This is a genomic window from Flavobacterium sp., assembly GCF_044339515.1.
Taxonomy (GTDB): Bacteria; Bacteroidota; Bacteroidia; order Flavobacteriales; family Flavobacteriaceae; genus Flavobacterium.
Genome location: NZ_JBIIVK010000056.1, coordinates 1 through 20947 on the forward strand (window position 1 = coordinate 1; position 20947 = coordinate 20947).

Here is a 20947-nt window from a genome sequence, read left to right on the forward strand (position 1 = left end):
TTTAATCAAATATAATAAAAATTGGAATTGTATATTTGCTGCGAAGTCACAGACATTCGCAGAGCATCTGCTAACTTTGGATATGGAAGACCTTCGCATAGAATCTTACAAACTTCGGATAGCGGGGCTCTTCCATTACTACTAGCTGCATATAACAATTTATCTACTGAAGAATTTACTAAAGTATTACGAATTATTAGTGTGATTACGTTTCGTTATACAATTATTGGTGGACTTCATACTAATTTAAAAGAGAATATTTATAATATAGCTGCCGTAAAAATTAGTACAGGTCAAATAACTACTGCTAGTAATGTCGCACAAGAAGTAAGACAATTGTATACATCAGATAAAGACTTTAAAAATGCATTTTCTACCTCTATAATTAGCACCAAAAGAGGAAAAAAACTAGTCAGATATATATTATTTGAAATTGAAAATCAATTAAGTGGAACAGATACAGATTATGAGGATAGTCCTGCAACAATAGAACATATTCTACCCGAAAATTCAGGTGTTGAATGGGAAAATAATTTTCCATTATCCATACAAGAATCATTCATTTACAGATTAGGTAATTATACAATTCTAGAAGATGATAAAAACCGCTTGTGTGGAACAAAATCTTTTGATGAAAAAAAAGATATTTATCATACAAGTCAGTATAAAATGACAAAAGATATTACAGCTTCAGAATGGACAACAAATACTCTTGAAAGACGACAAGGAAGACTAGCTGACACTGCAACTGCTGTTTGGAGATTACCTTATATTAATTAGAACGTTAACTTAAATCTCTATAGATGTCTATTTTATGGCAGCTACTCTGCAAATAGCATTTTTAATCAGAAATATGGCTTTTGATTTTTGTGAAAAGTTGAAAAAGTTTTTTAGATTTGAGTGTATTTATAGTTAACATAGATTTGAGATGAACAAAATAAGAATTGAACTGATTTTTATCTTATTGATTTTAACAAGCAATACTTCTATTCAAAGTTTGTCAAAAAATCAAGCAATTAGAATAGCGGAAAATTATGTAATTGAACAAGGTTACTCTGATAAAATAATTGACTTGAAAAAGACAAAAATTGATTCTGAAATTCTTGACCAATATCAAACATCTGAAGAAATAGCTAAATTAAGACACAATCTTTTGAATTCAAAAGCTGTATATTCAAAAAACACTGAAAACGGTTGGATTATTGGATTTAAATATAAAAACGAAAAATTCAATGAAATTCGAAACGGAATAAGATTCGGAAAAGGTGTTTTGATTTCTGAAAATGGAAAAGTAATTAAAATGTTTCACGAAAATATTGGATTTAGATAGAAAAATATGCCCACCCCAGCTCTCCTTAGTCTTCTTCGATAGCACGTGCTCTGCGAAAAGCGTTTTTTAATCAGAAATACAGCTTTTAATTTTATGAGCGTTGGGTTTTAGGGGTTTGTAAGGAAATGCTTTATTTGTTTTAGAAATGTTAAAAAAAGTTTTATATATTTGATATGAAAAATTCACTTATTAATGAGCACAGAAGGTATCATATCAATTATTATTACTCTTATACTTGGGATCCCTAGTTTAATTACTCTTTTTAAAATTAATCAAACAAAAATAGTTCATTTAGAAAAACATCTAATTAACTTAAAGGATGATTTACTAAAAAATTTCGATGACCTTTCAATAAAATACAAAGGAATTGAAGTTCAAAAAAATATATATTTTATTAGTGGATTTTTAGTTTGTCAAGGTAAAAAAGATATATCAGATGAAAAAAATTACGTTGATATTACAATTCCAGACAATTGGAAGTGGTTAGATTATAAGATAGTTTCAAATTCAAAAGGAATGATTTTAAACAATGTCTTAAATGAAAATAATGTTTCATTAAAATTTGATCTTTTTAAAACTAAAGAGTTTGTTGAATATGAAGGAATTATAGAAATAAATGATGATATCGAAAAACATAATATAAGTAAACAAATTGAGTTCCATCACAGGATTCCAAACGTACCAAAAATTGAAAGGTTTAATATTGAAACTTTAAAATCCGGATTAAGTTTATTAACTGCTTCTATTTTAATAGCGTTCATTCCGCTTTTTATTGCATATGAATATAATAAAATTGATCTTTTTGACTTAAAGGCTTACAATGCAGTGACCAATGAAGAATTAAGTTTTGAAACAATGTATTCCATTTCAAACTTTCATAATTTAGAAGAGAAAGTTGCAAAAGAATCTTCAGGTTTTACATTATTATTTAATAAAAAAACAAATAATTTTCTCGTAGAATATTATGAATCAGATGGAACTAAAAGCCAAAAATTAAATTCAGTATATTTTAAAATGAAAGATTGGGGAATATTGAATTGGATACTGAGTATTTTTTTATCTATTTTATTTATTTTATCAGTATTTGGAGTAATATCTGCAATAACGATTTTCTATTACAATAAAAGATATTTGAAATTAATTGGGAAATAACTTTTACTCCCGCTCCCCTAAGTCATCTTTGATAGCACGTGCTCTGTGAAAAGCGTTTTTCAATCCGGTATACAGCTTTTAATTTTTGTGAGCAATCGAAAAAGTTGTGTAGATTTGGGAACTTGACAGTTATATAGCATTTTAAAAAAACAGATAATATGAAATATTTACAGACCATTTTTATATTGACACTTGTTTACTTAATGACAAGTTGTTCAAACAGTAAACTTGATGAAAAAGGTTTTCAGGTAGGTTCAAGTTCAGACAATTCCGAGAACGACCAATCCAACGGACTAAACAGTGATTCTTTGAAAATTGACACACGACCTAGTAGCGTTTTGTTAACAGGTGTTCCAAATGTTCGGTTGACAACTATTTATAAAGTAAATGTGAACAAAGACGACAATTCGACTTTCATTGGTTCAAACAATTTTCATTACAGATACGAAGAGATCGAAGAAAACATAGAAAATAAAGGGAATAATTGGAATAACAATCTTATGCCGGGACTTCAAGCAGTTTACGGGTATAATTTGGTGAATATTTCACATTATGACATTAGAGAAAATAATCAAAAAAACTTCTTTGAAAAACCAGTATTAGTTAAAACACTTTACTATCCCACATTTACTAAAGATACACTAAACTTTAAACCAATCTTCAGAGATTACTTTATGGTTTCTGTTTACAATGACGACACAAACAAAGACGGATTTATTAATCTAAAAGACCTTAGACGACTTTACTTGTTCGACATTAACGGTGAGAAACAAAAAGCACTTATTCCAGAAAATTATTCTGTTTTCAAGTCAGAATATGACTCAGACAATGACTTTATGTTTGTATTTGCAAAACTTGACAGTAACAAAAACGGTCGACAAGACGAAGAAGAACCAATTCATATTTATTGGATTGACCTAAAAGACCCGAGTAAGACAGGACGTCAATATTAAAATAAAAAAAACGCTATCATTACTAAGTTTTATTTGATTGAAAATTATTTTCGAATACCATTTTTCAATCCAAAATACAGCTATTAATTTTTGTGAGCAATTGAAAAAGTTGTGTAGATTTGGAATAAATATATATCCCGTTTTTATGAGTGAAAATCAACAAATAGAAATCAAATTAAGTAAATCTAAAATAGTTTTATTGTTTTTTGGTTGTTTAATTTTCTGCATTCTTTCAATACTATTTATTTTAAATCCCCCCGCTCACCTAAGTCTTCTTTGATTGCACGTGCTCTGCGAATGTCTGTGACTTCGCAGCAAATTACTCCCCAGCTACCCTAAGTCTTCTTTGATAGCACATGCCTGCGAATGCCTCTGACTTCACACTCAAAATAATTTCATTTGGTTTTAAAAAAAAGTGTATTTCATTTTGATGATAGCAAAAAACGCTTAATTCACAATCGAATTTTCTTCTTTTTTATCATTGTTCAAGATATTGCTTTCCTCTTTCGCAAGTTTATTTTTCGTTGGAATTTTATAGTTTAAGGTGATGCCTACCCGACGGGTATCGTTTTTACTATCATAAACTAAATTGGTTCCCAAGGCATTAAATCCCTGTTCGTTGGTATTGAAAACATCGTTGCAATACAACGAAATAGCTAAATTATTATCTAAAAATTTCTTAGCAAATGTTACATCAAATTGTTGACCAAAAGGCACACGGTTCTCATAATAGAAATAGTTTCCACCGGTAGAAGAAGTGTTATAATTTGCCGTAAACGTAATTTTACCGGGCAAAACAATTTGCGACATGGCATTAAAAAACCACAAACCTTTATTGGTTACATCCGGTAAAATGTGCTTTTGATGACCCACATACAGGTATAAAAAGTTGATTTCATCGGGATTAAAATCAAATTTCAACGTTTCGGTCAAGCCTTTGGTAAACAACATGTACGGAATCGGTAACCCAAAATTAAAATTATGAATGGTTACTTGCGGAATATTTTCTGAAATACTAGCCGCACCATCGCCATCTGTAATAATGCGATTCATTACCTGGTTGTTGGCATCACTGCGAGAATAACTCACATAAAAATATTCAAAAGCACTGATTTTTACTTCATAATTATCAAAAATAGTCGGCTCTAAATTCGGGTCGCCAAAAAACGTCACGTTTGGATTTTGATAATTGGTATTGTTAGGATTGAGAGATGCCGTATTGGGTAAACTGATTTTTTTATTATAATTCGCATTAAAAAATACTTGCGGAATGATGTTGTATTGAATACTCGCATTCGGAAAAAAGCGTGTTTGCTTAAACGGAATCAAATCATCGGTATCGGTTGTTCCGTCTATGCTATATGATTCTAACCTTCCGCCTACTACAAAATCAAATTTTTTATACGTCGATTGAAATTCAGTGTAGGCTGCAAAAGTCGTACGTTGATAATCCAAATTGGTACTTCCTTCATTTTGTGCTTCAAATTCTAATTGATCAGCCAACACACCCGTTGAAAACTTGGTCTTTTCTAAAAACGAAAACTCTTGTGAATAATCGGTTCTGAATTGATAGAACAACTGGTCAAAACCATTGTCTAAAACTGAATTTCCAACACTTCTGTTGGTTAAATCAAATTGATTATCTACCGAATTGATGTTGAAACGAAAGTCTAACTTTTTGGTTGCATCGTCAAATCGCTTTTGATAATTTAAAGCAACGTCATTTCGATTGAGTTTGTTTTTACTGGCATCACTGGTTGCAAAGCCAAAACCATTAGCATCAATTAAGGCATTGTTGTTAGAGGTGGTAAAGTCATAGTTGACCAATAAACGGTCTTTTTTTAAATCGAATTTTAAACCGGTTTTAAAGAAGTAGAAGCGATTTTCTCTATCGGTTGTATTTTGCGATAAAACAAAACTTTCATTTCTAAAATTAGTGCGTTGATAGCCTTGATTGAAGTTTTGACCTAATTGAATTTGCCAGCCAAACCATTTATTTCGGGCGTTTAACAACACACTGTTATTAAAACGATGCCTTGATTTTGTGTATTTTGTATAACTATATCCGTTTGAATACGTAGCGGAAAGGTATTTTTTTGCGTTTTTAGAAGTAACAATATTGATAATGGCCCCACCGGAAGTAGCCGGAAATTCGGCACCGGGTTGAGTGATAATTTCCACTTTTTCAATCGAATTAGCCGGAAGACTCTCTAAATACGAAGTAAGTTCATTGGAAAAAATATTTAAAGGTCGGGTATCCATAAATACTTCCAATTGTTTTCCTTGATACATCATGCCTGCCACATCGGAAACAATTAAACCGGGAAGCTTTTTTAATCCTTCCATTACCGAACCGGAATTTAAATGACTTTGTTCAGAAAAATTAAAGATGGTTCGATCAGCTTTTTGTTCTATACTTTTCTTTTTAGATTGAACGACAACTTCTTTCAATTCAGTAGTTAAAATACTGTCTTTCTTGGTTTCCTCTTGAGCAAACGAAATGTGAAAAAGAAACAGTAAACCGATAAATAAAACGTTTTTCATGTAAATAAAGTTGATTTGATAGATAGACTTCTGATTTTTTATTATGTTACACTTTTTGAAATTTAAGAATAAAATTAAAAAAGGATAGTTAGTTGATTATATCCGAAGTAAATCAGCAATCAAACAATTGAATTTCGCATTCAAAAGTACTATTTTATTTTAGTTTGCTGTAAGGATTTTTAGTGCAATTTAATGTAAGAAAATAATAATTGATTTGGTTACAAAGAAGAAGTCATTAAATAATTGAACTTACTTTTTAAGCTTAAAAAAAAGTAGTTTATATTTGACAAATAATTATTAGTCAATTATCCGTTTTCCAATACAAAAGGAAAAATATGTATTCCATCATCAAAACAAATTCAGAAAACAAAGCCTTTCAACAATTAGTCGTTGAACTGGATAAAGAATTGGCCATTAGAGATGGTGACGAACATGCCTTTTATGATCAATTCAATAAAATTACAGCAATTAAACATGTTATCCTTGTGTATGAAGAGGATAAAGCCGTTGGTTGTGGAGCTTTGAAAGAATACAACGCCGATACAATGGAAATCAAACGAATGTATGTGCCATTAGACAAAAGAGGTCAAGGTATAGCTTCTTTGATAGTACAATCATTAGAAAGTTGGGCTAAGGAATTAGGCTATTCCAAGTGTATATTAGAAACCGGTGTCAATCAACCGGAAGCTATCGGGCTTTATAAAAAAAACAGCTACACAATTATTCCCAACTACGGACAATATGCCGGGATGGAAAATAGTGTTTGTTTTCAAAAAGTATTTTAATATAAAATTGAATAGGTTTAACAGTGATAATACTATTTGTTTTTAATAGATGTACTATTCAATAGTATTCATTTGAATATCAAAAAAACAATTAAATTTTCTACTTTTCATTACTTCTTTTTTTGGTTACTTAGAATGGGGAAAAAACAATCATTCCTTTTTATTTGAAGCAGAATGGGAAGTAATAGCTAAGTTATTCTCTAATCCGCTTGCCATAGTACATCCTTTTATTTTGTTACCGCTTTTGGGACAAATGCTCATTTTTATTACGTTATTTCAATCCACTCCCAACAAAAAGTTAACGTACATTGGAATTGCATGTATGAGTATTCTTTTTGGAATGATGACAATAGTAGGATTGTTGAGCTTAAAGTGGACAATCTTATTGTCAACACTACCCTTTTGGGTTATTGTAGTGATGATTTTTTGGTTTAAAAAGCAATAGAGTTGTAACCACAAGGAGCACAAAGAAGGCACAAAAGAACACGAAGATTTATTTGCATTAATCCTTAAACCATTAAGAAATTAAGCTTTATTAAGGAAAGATACAAATTTAGGAAATCTTTTTATTATTTTTAGATTGTCGGAAAACTGAGTTCAGACAACCAAAAACCGACAACCGACAACACCCAAAAAAAAAGCAACCCGTTTCCGAGTTGCTTTTAAGGGTAAATTATAGTTAGTGGAATTATTTCACATCAAAACGATCTGCGTTCATTACTTTCACCCAAGCATTCACAAAGTCATGAGCAAACTTTTCTTTGTTATCATCCTGGGCATACACTTCCGCATACGCTCTTAAAATAGAATTAGAACCAAATACTAAGTCTACACGCGTTGCCGTCCACTTGGTTACCCCTGTTTTACGGTCCACGATATTATAAAGGTTTTCTCCAACCGGTTTCCAACTGTAGTTCATATCGGTTAAATTCACAAAGAAATCGTTCGAAAGCACCCCTTCGTTATGCGTAAATACACCGTGTTTTGCTCCCGCATAAGTAGTGCCCAACACTCGCATTCCTCCTAAAAGAACAGTCATTTCGGGTGCGGTTAATCCCATCAATTGAGCTTTGTCTAACATCATTTCTTCCGGAGACACAACATAATCTTTTTTCAAGAAATTGCGGAAAGCATCGTGCAACGGCTCTAAATCAGCAAAAGAAGCAACATCAGTCATTTCTTGTGTTGCATCACCCCGACCGGACGTAAATGGCACAGTGATGTTAAAACCACCCTCACGAACAGCTTGCTCAACCGCAGCCGTACCACCTAAAACGATTAAATCAGCAATACTAACTTTTTTAGCTAAACCATCTTGAATTTCTGTAAGTCTGTTCAATACTTTTTGTAAACGGCCCGGCTCATTTCCTTGCCAATCTTTTTGTGGAGCAAGGCGAATGCGGGCTCCATTAGCTCCTCCTCTAAAGTCAGAGCTACGGAAAGTTCTTGCACTATCCCAAGCCGTATTGATTAAATCGGTTCTAGTTAAACCGGAGTTCAACAATTTAGTTTTCAATTCTTCTATTTCAGCAGCAGATAATGTGTAGTCTACAGTAGGAACAGGATCTTGCCAGATTAAATCTTCAGCCGGAACATCTGCCCCCAAGTACCGTGATTTTGGACCTAAATCCCTGTGTGTTAATTTAAACCAAGCTCTCGCAAACACATCACGGAAATACGCAGGATCTTGTTGGAACCGCTCTGATATTTTGCGGTAAGCAGGATCCATTTTCAAAGCCATATCGGCATCAGTCATCATAGGATTTCTGCGTACAGACGGATTGTGAGCATCTACAGGCATATCTTCTTCGGCAATATTTACCGGTTCATACTGCCATGCTCCTGCCGGACTTTTAGTCAATTGCCAATCGTATTTAAACAATAAGTCAAAATAGCCATCATCAAACACTGTTGGGTGAGTTGTCCATGCTCCTTCAATTCCTGAGGTAACCGTATCTGCTCCATTTCCTTTTCCGGTTGGGTTCATCCATCCAAAACCTTGATCGTGGATTTCTCCACCTTCCGGACTTTCTCCCAACAAAGAAGCATCATCATTTCCGTGTGCTTTACCCACAGTGTGACCACCGGCAGTTAAAGCAACAGTTTCTTCGTCGTTCATGGCCATACGCTCAAATGTTACACGCATATCGTGAGCCGTTTTAAGCGGGTCAGGATTACCGTCAACTCCTTCCGGATTCACATAAATCAATCCCATCATTACCGCTGCCAAAGGATTTTCTAAGTCACGTTCACCGGAATAACGGGTTCCTTCGCTTCCTGATGGAGCAAGCCATTCTTTTTCAGAACCCCAATAAATATCTTTTTCAGGATGCCAAATGTCTTCACGACCTCCGGCAAAACCAAATGTTTTAAAGCCCATCGATTCATACGCCATGTTTCCGGCTAAAATCATCAAATCGGCCCATGAAATTTTATTTCCATACTTTTTCTTGATTGGCCACAACAGACGACGAGCTTTGTCTAAGTTACCATTATCCGGCCAACTGTTTAAAGGTGCAAATCGCTGATTTCCGGTGTTAGAACCCCCTCTACCGTCTGCAATTCTGTAAGTCCCGGCTGCATGCCAAGCCAAACGAATCATTAATCCGCCATAATGCCCCCAATCGGCCGGCCACCAATCTTGGCTGTCGGTCATGAGATTTTTCAGGTCGGTTTTAAGAGCTTCTAAATCTAGTTTTTTGAATTCCTCAGCATAATTAAAGTCATTTCCCAACGGATTGGTTTTGGTATCGTGTTGGTGTAAAATGTCTAAGTTGAGTGATTTAGGCCACCACTCCATCACTGATTGATTAGTGTTGGAATTGGCTCCGTGCATCACGGGACATTTTCCCGATGAAGAATGTGAGGGAGTAGCTTCATTGCCCATAGCTTGATGATGGTGTGGGCATTGACCTTCTGATGAATTGTTCATAATGTAAAATTATTTTTGGTTATTAATTTGTTTGCAATTAAAAATCGGTATGTTGAAAAGTGTATTAAATATATGAAAATTTGATGATTTTGAAAACACCAATACAATTTAGTTGTATTAAAATAACTATTTTGTTATGCATTTAATATAACTATTGACCATTTTTCAACAGAACCAAATTACTACATTATTCTCTATTGAAAATATTTTTTTAATAGATTGTATCTATATTGTAATTGGAAGGATTTTTTTATTTAAAAATACCGCTAATTCGGAAATTGAGATTGAATTATTAACAACAAAAAATAGTAAACAAAATCATAAAATTTATCCACTTATTAAAAAATAAAGTAATATTGTGTTGTTAATATATTTAAAAAATGATTCGAATTACCTCTTTATTTCTGTTTTTAACATGGATTAGTCAAGCACAAAATTTTACCCGTCGTGATACTTTGCAAGGAGGTCTGCGTCCGGAACGTACAGCTTTTGATGTGCAACGGTATGATTTGAACATTACTATCAATCCGGATTACCGCACCGTTGTAGGTTATAATGATATTACGTTCAAATTTATTGAAAAAACCACAACAATTCAATTGGATTTATTTGAAAATATGAAGGTTGACAGTATCCTTCACGAGGGAAAAAAACTAACTTACAACCGCGAATTGGATGCGGTTTTTATCGATTTCCCTGCTGATTTACCACTAAATTCCGAACAAAAAATTCGATTTTATTATTCAGGAAAGCCTTTGGTTGCTAAGAATGCTCCTTGGGATGGCGGTTTTGTATGGAAAAAAGACGGCAATGGAAAAGATTTTATTGGTGTTGCCGTACAAGGAACAGGTGCCAGTTTGTGGTATCCGGTAAAAGACCATCAAACGGATGAACCTGATCGTGGAGCTTCGGTTCGCGTGGCTGTTCCAAATGGTTTGATGAATGTTTCCAATGGTCGTTTTTTAGGAAAGGAAGAATTAAAAGACGGTTACACGCGTTGGGATTGGGAAGTGAAAAGTCCGATTAACAATTATAACATTGTCATTAACATTGCCGATTATGTGCACATTCACGATGAATTGAACGGATTGGATTTAGACTATTATGTTTTGCGTAAAAACGAAATAAAAGCTCGTAAACATTTTGAGGAAGTAAAACCAATGATGAATTGTTTTCAAGAGAAATTTGGAGCCTATCCGTTTATTGAAGACGGGTTCAAATTGGTGGAAACTCCTTATTTAGGCATGGAACACCAAAGTGCCGTGGCTTATGGAAATAAATACATGAAAGGTTATTTGGGTAATGATATGACAGGCACCGGAGTCGGTATGCTGTTTGACTATATCACCATACACGAAACCGGACATGAATGGTTTGGCAATAGCATCACTTCAAAAGACATTGCCGATATGTGGATCCACGAGAGTTTTACTACTTATTCAGAATCAGTATTTGTAGAATGTCAATTTGGTTATGAAAAAGCGATGGATTACATCAATGGACAGAAAATGATGGTGGGCAATCAAAAACCGATCATTGGTCAATTCGGTGTTAATTTTAAAACCGGTAATTCGGATATGTATTACAAAGGTGCATTGGTTTTAAACACCATTCGACATATGATGGACAATGATGAAAAATGGTGGAAATTAATCCGCAACTACGCAGAAACCTTTCGGCATCAAATCATAGAAACCAAAGATGTGGTGGACTTCTTCACTAAAGAATCGGGAATGAATTTGGCACCGGTTTTTAATCAATATTTAAATTATAAAAACTTACCGGAATTGGAGTTTAGAACCAACAAAAAATCCATTGAAGCGAGATGGAACACCGATGTAACCAACTTTGAAATGCCGATTGAGTATTTTTCTAATGGAAAAAGTACGAGAATAATGGTTAGCAATGATTGGGTGAAAGTCCCTAATGCAATTGCTACTGAAGATATTCAATTGTCATTGAATAAAATGTTAGTTACGGTGAAGTAAGATTTATAAACTTGATAAAAAAAAATAAACCTGACAGGCTTTCAACACTTGTCAGGTTTACTGGGTATCCAAATTTTAAAGTATACGGTTTACTAAAAAAGAGAAATTAACTCATAAATTTCCCTAACGTTTCTTTCCGAACAATTTTTCCCGTTGGTGTTTCTTCAAAATGCTTCACAAAGTGAATTTCTTTCGGCTTTTCGTATTTATCCAATACATCAAAAACAGAATCTTCAATGGGTAACGGTTCTCCCTCTACGATCAAGACCAAACGTTCTCCCAACACAGGATCGGGCTTTCCGGCAACAAAATAACGTCTCGGTATTCGAGTCGCCAGTTTTTCTTCAATTTGTTCGGGAATTAATTTGATACCACCACTATTGACAACGTTGTCATATCTGCCTAACCAAATGAATTGATTTTCAGAAACCATTTCCACAATGTCATTCGTTTCAATAATATCAGGAGAAACAGAAGGAGCTTTAATCAACAAACAATTTTTATCATCCAACGACAACATCACATTGGGAAAAACCGTAAAGGCCTCCTCACCCATTTTTCGGGCAGCAATGTGCGTGATTGTCTCGGTCATTCCATAGGTTTCATAAATTTCTGATTTAATTTTCAGTAATTTTTCTTCTAGAGGTTTAGTGATTTTTGCCCCGCCAATAATGATTTTCCGAACGTGTTTTAATTTGTCTAATGAATATTGAGCCTGCATGGGAACTAAAGCAGCAAAGTCATAATCGTAATCAATCTTCGCTAATGGATGTGAGCTTGGAGCTACGAAATCAATTTCTAATCCTAAAATAAATCCGCGTATCAACATCATTTTACCGGCTACATAATTGGCAGGTAAGCAATGAAGTACTTTATCACCCGGTTTTAAATCAAAAAAATCTCCGGTTGCCAAAGCCGAACGAACCATTGCTTGTTTGTCAACTTTAATTAATTTGGGTTTACCGGTTGAGCCGGAAGTATTCATTTCGATATAGCTTTTATCATCAAACCAATCCAATAAAAAATCGCCAACGGGTTTTTCAAAATCTTCACCTTCTTTGATAAAACTGTAGGCGAACATGCAAAGTTCTTCCCGATTGAGGTGAAATCCGTTTAGTTTGAATTTGTTATGTACGTTGTGATAGGTAATTTCCGTGTTAATCATGATCGCCAATGGTGTTAATTAAATCATTTTCAGGACAATGTTCATATACTTTTCCGGTTAGTTTTTCCTTCCAGTTTGTCCACTTATATTTCCTACCAAAAATAAACAAAAGAATCGGAAAAATCACCAAAACCGGAAACAAAACATCAAAGCCTGCGGAAGGTTCAGAAACATCTTTCAGGATGGAATGCGTTTGAAAAGCGGTCCAATCCGCCGTTACTAAAAGTGCTCCGATTAAGTTGTTGGCCGCATGAAACCCCAAGGCCAATTCCAATCCTTCGTCCATCAAGGTGATAATACCTAAAAAGAATCCGGTTCCAATGTAATAAACCATAATAATCGGGCCTAGTTTACCTACTTCGGGGTTGGCAATGTGCATTACTCCAAACGTTATGGATGTAATAATTAAAGGAATTAATCTGCTTTTGGTTGCCACACCAATTCCTTGCATTAAATAACCTCGAAAGAGATATTCTTCAAAACTGGTTTGCAAAGGGATGAATAGAATAGCTAAGAGTAAAAATGGAAAAAAATTGAGTGGGTCAAAATTTACCACAAAACTTTCCGGTGCAGTGAAATATAGTATCAAAGTCGAAGCAATAGTAACGAAAGACCAAATTGAAAATGAAAAAAATATTCGATTCCAATCAATACTTTTTCTAGCTGTAGTGAGACTTGTAATACTTTGATTATGAATAAATTTCACCCACAAAAGAAGTAAAACACAGGCGAAAGATAACGGGCCTATTATTGACACAAAAGTAAAGTTAACACCAAATTGCTGAATCATGTTTTGTAATAATTCGTCAACATTTACATCTTTAGTGGTGAAGTAGTTAAAAACAATTATCCCCAAAAAAGCCAGTGGAATGGGAAGATAAAGAATGAAATTAAATTTCTTGTTATTGATTTGATCGATATACATTAGCAAAAGTTTATTTTTTCAAATATAAGTTTTTTTGTCTAGGAATATGTTACATTTTTTTTAACGAAAATTGAAATTCAATCCGCTTACTTTGTAAAAAAAGGAAATGATAAAAATACTACACAACCCAAGATGTGGTAAATCAAGAGAAGGTCTTTCAGTCATAGAAGAAACTGGCAAACCGTTTGAAGTAATAAAATATTTAGATAATCCACTTACTGAAAGCGAATTGACAGAGCTTATTAAAAAACTTAATATCACTCCTATTGATTTGATCCGACAAAAAGAAAAAATTTGGATTGAACAATTCAAAGGAAAGAAACTTGCTGATGCTGAATTAATCAAAGCTATTGCCAACAATCCCATTTTGATGGAAAGACCCATTGTTATTACTGAAAATAAAGCGGTTATCGGTCGTCCACCACAAAAAATTATTGATTTTCTTAAGAAATAGTTAAGAAATCATTTAACAAACCTTTGAGATTATAAGCTTAAACCTATCAATAGTTTTGCAGTCTTAGCATTTTAATCAAAAACCAACTGAATGAAAAATTTTAAAGCAGCGTTACTTTTATTCTTTCTAAGTGTATCTTTATTTTCTTTCGCACAACGACCCGATGCCAAAAAAATTAAAGTAACCGGAAAAGTAATTGAAAAATCTTCTTCTCAACCTTTGGAATATGCCACTATTGTATTTCAAAGTGTTCGTAACCCCGAAATTGTAACCGGTGGTATTACTGACCCAAAAGGAGAATTTGACATTGAAGTAAATGCGGGAAACTACAACATCCGAATCGAGTTTATCTCGTTCAAAACTGTTGAATTTAAAGGGCGTAATTTACAAGAAAACACTAACCTGGGAACAATTTCTTTAACAGACGATGCAACCCAACTGGAAGGTGTTGAATTGCGTGCTGAAGCCTCAACCGTTGAAATAAAATTAGACAAGCGTGTCTATAATGTTGGTCAAGATATGATGGTGAAAGGTGGAACCGTTAGTGATGTGTTAGATAACGTTCCTTCTGTTTCTGTAGACGTAGAAGGAAACGTGAGTTTAAGAGGAAATGAAAATGTGCGAATTCTAATTGACGGAAGACCCTCCAATGCCATCAATGTAACAGATGCTTTACGCTTAATTCCGGCTGATGCTATCGACAAAGTTGAAGTAATCACCAATCCATCTGCCCGTTACGATGCCGAAGGTGGTGGTGGAATTTTGAATATCATCCTTAAAAAAGGAAAAAACCAAGGTTTAAATGGTGTAGTTACCGGAACGGTTGGTGATCCTAAAAATTATGGATTAACAGGAAACATTAATTATAAATCAGAAAACTTTAATGTTTTTAGTACGCTAGGTTACAGTGATCGAAATAGTCCGGGTAACTCATTGACTAATTCCGAGTATTTTAATGCTGAACGTGAAACTACTAATTTCATTAACGAAAGAAGAACAAATAACCGCTTGAGAGAAGCTTACAACGGTAGCTTTGGAGCAGAATGGTTTTTGGATAAAACAACCAGTTGGACAAACACCGTCTCTTACCGAAGAGATGATGGATCAAACCCGGACGAAGTATTATTTTATGATTATGATGCTGACTTTAATTTTATCGGCGTTCGCAGACGTTTTAATGATCAAACCAATAAAGGAGAAAACATTGAATATTCGTCCAATTTAGTCAAAAAATTCAAAAAAGATGGTCATCAGCTCACCGTTGATTTCTCTACCTCCTTGAACAAGGACAATGATCTTGCGTATATTTTTGATGAAACCGATCAAACCACTGCCAATATTCAAAAACAAAACAGAAATTTATTTCAAACCGATTATGTATTGCCAATAGATAAAGATTCTCGTTTTGAAGCCGGTTACCGCGGTGAATTCACCAAAGTGTTAACCGATTTTGACGTACAGACTTTTAATGATGATACGAATGATTTTGAAGTAGATCCTCTGTTTTCTAACGTGTTTGAATACAAAGAATATGTTAATGCATTATACACTCAATTTGGTTCTAAAATCAATAAATTCTCTTATTTGTTTGGTTTACGTTGGGAAGATTCTAATATCGGAGTAAATCTTATATCAGAAAATAATAACAATACTAAACGATACAACAACTTTTTTCCAAGTGCATTTTTTGCTTATGAAATATCAGATAAAAGTAATGTATCGCTAAGTTACAGCCGAAGAATTCAACGACCAAGAGGACGCTTTTTAAATCCAACGGCTAATCTTTCCAGTAACATCAACATCTTTCAAGGAAATCCGGATTTAGATCCTGCCTTAACTCATGCTATAGATTTAGGATATTTGAAACGTTGGGATAAATTAACCTTCAATACATCGGCTTATATTAATAGAACGGATGATGTTTTTCAATTTATTAGAAGAGAATCCGGTGTTAGAATTAATGGTGTGCCTCAAGTTTTAAGTGGTCCAATTAACTTAGCAACAGAATATCGATTTGGTTTTGAATTTACACTAAACTATACACCTTTCAAATGGTGGAGATTAAACGGGAACTTCAACTTTTTCCGTAACGAAACGTTAGGTGAATTCAATTATATTAATTCATTATTTCAGTCTGTTACGATTGATTTGGATAATGTTGCAACAAGTTGGTTTGCTCGAATTAATTCAAAAGTAACCTTACCGTACAAAATAGACTTTCAATCAAACGCGACTTACAATGCTCCACAAAAAACGGCTCAAGGTAAAAATCTTGGTGTGTTAAGTGCCAATTTAGCATTAAGCAAAGATATTTTGAAAGATAAAGCAACAATTGCTTTCAACGTAAGTGATATTTTTAATTCCAGAAAAAGAATTTCAGAAGTCAATTTACCGCAAGTAAGTTCATACAGTGAAATGCAATGGCGAGAAAGACAAATTAACCTTTCCATCACCTATCGTTTCAATAAACCGAAAAACGAAAAAGAGAGAATGCCACGAAGAGAAAATGGTGACGACGGTGAATTCATGGGAAAACCATAAATACAAAAAGGGACGCAATAGCGTCCCTTTTTTGATCAATATATTTTATCAAATATATTATTCATCGTCTTTTTTTCCTCTTTTCTCTTTGATTAATTCCATAATTGCTCCGCCCAACCAATAGTGAACAAAACCAACTAAGAAAATCATCAACCAAAAACCGATGGTTAAAATGGTTAAGAAAAGTAAAAAGCCTAAGTACTGTTGAAATTCAAACATGTTTTCCGGAATTTTTCGAATTCAATTACAAATGTAAATCAACTTAATCATTTTATCAAGATAATTTCAAAATTATTTTAAAATAGAAATGTTAATAAGTAAATTTGTAGCTCGGTTGAACGTTGTCGGTTGTCGGTTGTCGGTTGTCTGTTGTCGGTTTCAACGATTGCGGTAACAGATTTTGAAATGAATGACGAAGATGATGAAAAAAAATCCGTGCAAACCCATTACAGCGAAGCTGTCAAAATCTGTGCAAACCCGCGTTTTGCTTTAGCAAATCCGTTCAATCCGTGTTCCATTTTAAGTTGCGAGTTGAAAAGTTGCGAGTTGCGGGTTTAAAAAAGCATAATCAATTTTAAAGATTTTTCAAATTATTATAATCTGTGTTCAATAAAAAACAAATTAAATTATAAATATACACAACCATGAATTACCGTATCGAAAAAGACACCATGGGCGAAGTAAAAGTACCCGCCGACAAATACTGGGGAGCACAAACCGAACGTTCTCGCAACAACTTTAAAATCGGGCCTTCTGCCTCAATGCCAAAAGAAATCATCGAAGGTTTTGCTTACCTCAAAAAAGCGGCTGCCTTTGCCAACCATGATTTAGGTGTTTTATCCCTAGAAAAAAGAGATGCCATTGCAGCGGTTTGTGACGAAATCTTGGCTGGGAAATTAGATGACCAATTTCCTTTGGTAATTTGGCAAACCGGTTCCGGAACACAAAGCAACATGAACGTAAACGAAGTTATTGCCAACCGTGCACAAGTTTTAGGTGGATTCAACATTGGCGAAGGCGAACAATTGGTTAAAGCCAATGATGACGTCAACAAATCACAATCGTCTAACGATACTTTCCCAACCGGAATGCACATCGCTTGCTACAAAGCGGTGATTGAAAAAACTATTCCCGGCGTAACGCAACTTCGCAATACGCTAAAAGCAAAAGCCGACCAATATATGAATGTGGTTAAAATCGGACGAACGCATTTAATGGACGCCACTCCCCTCACCTTAGGCCAAGAATTTTCAGGTTATGTATCACAATTAGACCACGGTTTAAAAGCCTTAAAAAATACCTTAGAACATCTTGCCGAAGTTGCCTTGGGCGGAACCGCCGTTGGAACCGGATTAAACACACCTCCCGGCTACGACGTAAAAGTGGCTGAATACATTGCTCAATTTACCGGTCTACCTTTTGTAACCGCAGAAAATAAATTTGAAGCTCTTGCTGCTCACGATGCCATTGTGGAATCGCACGGAGCTTTAAAAATGTTAGCCGTTTCCTTAAATAAAATTGCCAACGATGTGCGTATGATGGCCTCAGGACCACGTTCAGGAATTGGCGAAATTTTAATTCCTGAAAACGAACCGGGTTCTTCCATCATGCCCGGAAAAGTGAATCCAACCCAGTGCGAAGCCTTAACCATGGTGTGTGCTCAAGTGTTTGGAAACGACGTAACCATCACGGTGGGTGGTACACAAGGTCATTACGAATTAAACGTTTTCAAACCCGTTATGGCAGCCAATTTCCTGCAATCGGCCATTTTAATTGGTGATGCGTGTGTTTCGTTTGACGAACATTGTGCACAAGGTATCGAACCCAACTATGGACGAATCAAAGAATTGGTAGATAATTCATTGATGTTGGTTACCGCTCTAAATACGAAGATCGGTTATTACAAAGCCGCTGAAATTGCTCAAACCGCACATAAAAACGGAACTACATTAAAAGACGAAGCCGTTCGTTTAGGCTATGTTTCACCTGAAGATTTTGATGCGTGGGTAAAACCCGAAGACATGGTGGGAAGTTTGAAATAATTTCACTTTATTAATAAATTACAAGAGCACTTTCGAACGAAGGTGCTTTTTTTTTAGAAGCTAATCCCGCTTTTCGCTGCAAGCTTTTGATCAAAAATCTTTTTTTCTAAGGTCTGTCAGGAGCTTCCGTTGGTCGCTCTGCCAAACCAAGAAAAAATAGGTTTTCTTCACCAAAGGCTTTTCACTGCAATCGGGGCTATGAGAAGAGTGCTTAAAAATATTTTTATATCTAATTTAGATTCTTTAATTTAGTATTGCCTTTTCACTATAAAAATAGTTTCTATGCCAACAATTACTGCAAAGCGAATCCGTCACAAAGGCGAACAAAGAATTGCCATTTACTTCGAAAAAAATGCCCTGTTAATTCAACGTGTAAAAAAATTAGAAGGAATTCGGTGGAGTCAAAAATTAAAAGCATGGCACGTACCGGACAATGAAGCAAACCGAATTCGATTTAAAATCACAGTAGAAGAACCTTCTCAAGAAGGCTATCAACAAATTGAATTATTTAAACAATACTTACGTTCCAAACGATACAGTGAAAACACTGTTAAGACTTATTCTGATGCATTAAAATCTTTTCTAACCTTTTTTAAACATGAAAACTTTGCGGAATTAGATAATCAAGATGTAATCATCTACAATAATGAATTCATACGTAAAAACCACCTTTCCTCCTCGTATCAAAACCAAATAGTAAATGCAATTAAACTTTATTTTAGTTCAGTTCAAGACCGAAAAATAGAAATAGAAAAAATTCACAGACCAAAATCAGAAAAAAAATTGCCTAATGTTCTTAGTAAAGAAGAAGTCAAATTAATCTTAGAAGTCCATTCCAATTTAAAACATAAAACGATGCTAAGTTTAATCTATAGTTGCGGATTGCGTTGTGGCGAATTATTGGCACTAAAGCCAATTCACATCGATTCTAAACGAAACATCGTCTTAATCAAAAATGCAAAAGGAAAGAAGGATCGAATAGTTCCTTTGAGTCCTAAAATTTTACAGATGTTGCGAGACTATTACAAAATCTACAAACCCACAAACTATTTATTCGAAGGCCAAACAAAAGGAACACCATATGATGAACGAAGTTTGCAACAAGTAGTAAAACAAGCTATAAAAAAAGTAGGAATTACAAAACCGGTTACTTTGCATTGGTTGCGGCATAGTTATGCAACACATCTATTAGAAAGCGGTACAGATTTACGATACATTCAAGAACTATTGGGGCACAACAGTAGTAAAACAACAGAAATTTATACGCACGTTAGCACCAAAAGTATTCAACAAATAAAAAGTCCATTTGACGATTTGTAAGAATATAAATAAATTGTATATTTGAATAAAATACGCTAGAAAGTAGCGGGTATACAACTGGTTTTGGGTGTATAACCGCTACAAAGTAGCGGGTAAAAACAAGTTGTGCAACAGCTTATGACAAACATACCGCTGAAAACACGATGTTTAGAAAAAGTTCTTAAACATTATTGAATATAAAAAGGAAAAGAGAGTCCTGATGAATCTCTCTTTTGTTTACTTTGGTTAAAGTCCTCGTTTACACAACTGGAATCCAAATCGGGAACGGGTGTCCCTTTCTGGCTCTAATAGTTACTCCATTTCTCACGACAGAGTATCTAAAAATCAGTTGATGTAAAACTCCGTCAATGTACTTTGTCGTCATAACGAAAAATCAACAGAGGACTGATTGTATTGTGGTATAAACGCCCTCAATTTATCCATACCACCCGCTACCTAAAAGTATAGATAACTAAAATCCCTCGACATCAGGACACCGAGGGATTTGTATTGTAGTTAAAAGAGTTTAATGTTTTTATAAAATAAATAAAAATGAGTAAAACAAAAAATAAAATACAGGTGAGAAACTGTATTAACTCTATTAACTTTTTTCGTTATTTATAGTCGACCAAGACTATTGACAAAACAAAGGTAATAAATAAAATATAAAAAACAATATACTTGGAGAAAATATATAAAAGCCGATTGCACAATCGAGTAGACTGCCCCACTAGAAACTAGTAGGGAGAGCCTCTCACACCACCGAGCATACGGGTCACGTACTCGGCGGTTCGCAAAGAGATGGGTTGAGTTGAATGTAGACTTCCGTTAAGGATT

The 20947-nt window shown here is 34.3% G+C and carries 16 protein-coding genes; 11 read left to right on the plus strand and 5 right to left on the minus strand.

Annotated features, from left to right (window positions below):
* Positions 1-21 precede the first annotated feature (21 nt).
* The 4 genes from ACIQ0M_RS13160 to ACIQ0M_RS13175 all read left to right on the plus strand — a co-directional run bounded on the left by ACIQ0M_RS13160 (position 22) and on the right by ACIQ0M_RS13175 (position 3435).
* Positions 22-780: an HNH endonuclease family protein gene (locus ACIQ0M_RS13160; RefSeq protein ID WP_396152987.1), complete on the plus strand. Its 759-nt coding sequence runs from the start codon at positions 22-24 to the stop codon at positions 778-780.
* A 148-nt stretch (positions 781-928) separates the two neighbouring features.
* On the plus strand, positions 929-1330 hold the full coding sequence (locus ACIQ0M_RS13165; protein WP_396152989.1) for a hypothetical protein: 402 nt from the start codon (positions 929-931) through the stop codon (positions 1328-1330).
* Positions 1331-1522: 192 nt separating this feature from the next.
* Positions 1523-2482 (plus strand): hypothetical protein, encoded by a 960-nt coding sequence (locus ACIQ0M_RS13170; protein ID WP_396152991.1) that lies wholly within the window; start codon positions 1523-1525, stop codon positions 2480-2482.
* Between the two features lie 158 nt (positions 2483-2640).
* Positions 2641-3435: a hypothetical protein gene (locus ACIQ0M_RS13175; protein ID WP_396152994.1), complete on the plus strand. Its 795-nt coding sequence runs from the start codon at positions 2641-2643 to the stop codon at positions 3433-3435.
* 447 nt (positions 3436-3882) lie between these two features.
* On the opposite strand, the gene ACIQ0M_RS13180 is transcribed toward ACIQ0M_RS13175, so the two are convergent.
* Complete coding sequence (locus tag ACIQ0M_RS13180; protein ID WP_396152996.1) at positions 3883-5979, minus strand: TonB-dependent receptor domain-containing protein; 2097 nt, start codon at positions 5977-5979, stop codon at positions 3883-3885.
* Between the two features lie 335 nt (positions 5980-6314).
* Here ACIQ0M_RS13180 and ACIQ0M_RS13185 point away from each other — a divergent pair, with 335 nt between their 5' ends.
* Positions 6315-6764 (plus strand): GNAT family N-acetyltransferase, encoded by a 450-nt coding sequence (locus ACIQ0M_RS13185; RefSeq protein ID WP_396152998.1) that lies wholly within the window; start codon positions 6315-6317, stop codon positions 6762-6764.
* 688 nt (positions 6765-7452) lie between these two features.
* Here ACIQ0M_RS13185 and katG read toward each other — a convergent pair.
* Positions 7453-9651, minus strand: coding sequence for a catalase/peroxidase HPI (katG, locus tag ACIQ0M_RS13190; protein WP_396153020.1), 2199 nt, complete (start codon positions 9649-9651; stop codon positions 7453-7455).
* A gap of 425 nt (positions 9652-10076) precedes the next feature.
* On the opposite strand from katG, the gene ACIQ0M_RS13195 reads away from it, so the two are divergent.
* Positions 10077-11684 (plus strand): M1 family metallopeptidase, encoded by a 1608-nt coding sequence (locus tag ACIQ0M_RS13195; protein WP_396153000.1) that lies wholly within the window; start codon positions 10077-10079, stop codon positions 11682-11684.
* Positions 11685-11790: 106 nt separating this feature from the next.
* Here the strand turns inward: ACIQ0M_RS13195 and ACIQ0M_RS13200 are convergent, their stop codons facing one another.
* Both ACIQ0M_RS13200 and ACIQ0M_RS13205 read right to left on the minus strand, forming a co-directional pair.
* Positions 11791-12849, minus strand: a complete 1059-nt coding sequence (locus ACIQ0M_RS13200) for an AMP-binding protein (protein WP_396153002.1) — start codon at positions 12847-12849, stop codon at positions 11791-11793.
* Positions 12842-13774: a lysostaphin resistance A-like protein gene (locus ACIQ0M_RS13205; protein WP_396153005.1), complete on the minus strand. Its 933-nt coding sequence runs from the start codon at positions 13772-13774 to the stop codon at positions 12842-12844. The genes ACIQ0M_RS13200 and ACIQ0M_RS13205 overlap by 8 nt, the downstream gene beginning before the upstream one ends.
* A 106-nt stretch (positions 13775-13880) precedes the next feature.
* Between ACIQ0M_RS13205 and arsC the strand changes: the two genes are divergently transcribed.
* Positions 13881-14228 carry an arsenate reductase (glutaredoxin) gene (gene arsC, locus ACIQ0M_RS13210; protein ID WP_396153007.1) on the plus strand — a complete coding sequence of 116 codons (348 nt, stop codon included), beginning with the start codon at positions 13881-13883 and terminating at the stop codon, positions 14226-14228.
* 90 nt (positions 14229-14318) lie between these two features.
* Positions 14319-16769: a TonB-dependent receptor domain-containing protein gene (locus ACIQ0M_RS13215; protein WP_396153009.1), complete on the plus strand. Its 2451-nt coding sequence runs from the start codon at positions 14319-14321 to the stop codon at positions 16767-16769.
* Positions 16770-16826: 57 nt separating this feature from the next.
* Here ACIQ0M_RS13215 and ACIQ0M_RS13220 read toward each other — a convergent pair whose 3' ends face one another.
* Complete coding sequence (locus ACIQ0M_RS13220; protein ID WP_396153011.1) at positions 16827-16988, minus strand: hypothetical protein; 162 nt, start codon at positions 16986-16988, stop codon at positions 16827-16829.
* Positions 16989-17174: 186 nt separating this feature from the next.
* Between ACIQ0M_RS13220 and ACIQ0M_RS13225 the strand changes: the two genes are divergently transcribed.
* The 3 genes from ACIQ0M_RS13225 (at position 17175) to xerA (ending at position 20131) form a co-directional block, all read left to right on the plus strand.
* Positions 17175-17327 carry a hypothetical protein gene (locus tag ACIQ0M_RS13225; protein ID WP_396153014.1) on the plus strand — a complete coding sequence of 51 codons (153 nt, stop codon included), beginning with the start codon at positions 17175-17177 and terminating at the stop codon, positions 17325-17327.
* 86 nt (positions 17328-17413) lie between these two features.
* A complete protein-coding gene (gene fumC / locus ACIQ0M_RS13230) occupies positions 17414-18811 on the plus strand; it encodes a class II fumarate hydratase (protein WP_396153016.1) in 1398 nt (465 codons plus the stop codon).
* Between the two features lie 282 nt (positions 18812-19093).
* Positions 19094-20131: a site-specific tyrosine recombinase/integron integrase gene (xerA, locus tag ACIQ0M_RS13235; RefSeq protein WP_396153018.1), complete on the plus strand. Its 1038-nt coding sequence runs from the start codon at positions 19094-19096 to the stop codon at positions 20129-20131.
* The last annotated feature ends 816 nt before the right edge of the window (positions 20132-20947 follow it).

What these genes read in the sequence shown, in the direction of transcription:
- ACIQ0M_RS13215 (WP_396153009.1), top strand. Translation starts at nt 14,319, where the DNA reads ATGAAAAATTTTAAAGCAGCGTTACTTTTATTCTTTCTAAGTGTATCT.
- arsC (WP_396153007.1), top strand. Translation starts at nt 13,881, where the DNA reads ATGATAAAAATACTACACAACCCAAGATGTGGTAAATCAAGAGAAGGT.
- ACIQ0M_RS13170 (WP_396152991.1), top strand. Translation starts at nt 1,523, where the DNA reads ATGAGCACAGAAGGTATCATATCAATTATTATTACTCTTATACTTGGG.
- katG (WP_396153020.1), bottom strand. Translation starts at nt 9,651, where the DNA reads ATGGGCAATGAAGCTACTCCCTCACATTCTTCATCGGGAAAATGTCCC.
- ACIQ0M_RS13165 (WP_396152989.1), top strand. Translation starts at nt 929, where the DNA reads ATGAACAAAATAAGAATTGAACTGATTTTTATCTTATTGATTTTAACA.
- ACIQ0M_RS13185 (WP_396152998.1), top strand. Translation starts at nt 6,315, where the DNA reads ATGTATTCCATCATCAAAACAAATTCAGAAAACAAAGCCTTTCAACAA.
- ACIQ0M_RS13205 (WP_396153005.1), bottom strand. Translation starts at nt 13,774, where the DNA reads ATGTATATCGATCAAATCAATAACAAGAAATTTAATTTCATTCTTTAT.
- xerA (WP_396153018.1), top strand. Translation starts at nt 19,094, where the DNA reads ATGCCAACAATTACTGCAAAGCGAATCCGTCACAAAGGCGAACAAAGA.
- ACIQ0M_RS13200 (WP_396153002.1), bottom strand. Translation starts at nt 12,849, where the DNA reads ATGATTAACACGGAAATTACCTATCACAACGTACATAACAAATTCAAA.
- ACIQ0M_RS13220 (WP_396153011.1), bottom strand. Translation starts at nt 16,988, where the DNA reads ATGTTTGAATTTCAACAGTACTTAGGCTTTTTACTTTTCTTAACCATT.
- ACIQ0M_RS13195 (WP_396153000.1), top strand. Translation starts at nt 10,077, where the DNA reads ATGATTCGAATTACCTCTTTATTTCTGTTTTTAACATGGATTAGTCAA.
- fumC (WP_396153016.1), top strand. Translation starts at nt 17,414, where the DNA reads ATGAATTACCGTATCGAAAAAGACACCATGGGCGAAGTAAAAGTACCC.
- ACIQ0M_RS13225 (WP_396153014.1), top strand. Translation starts at nt 17,175, where the DNA reads ATGAATGACGAAGATGATGAAAAAAAATCCGTGCAAACCCATTACAGC.
- ACIQ0M_RS13180 (WP_396152996.1), bottom strand. Translation starts at nt 5,979, where the DNA reads ATGAAAAACGTTTTATTTATCGGTTTACTGTTTCTTTTTCACATTTCG.
- ACIQ0M_RS13175 (WP_396152994.1), top strand. Translation starts at nt 2,641, where the DNA reads ATGAAATATTTACAGACCATTTTTATATTGACACTTGTTTACTTAATG.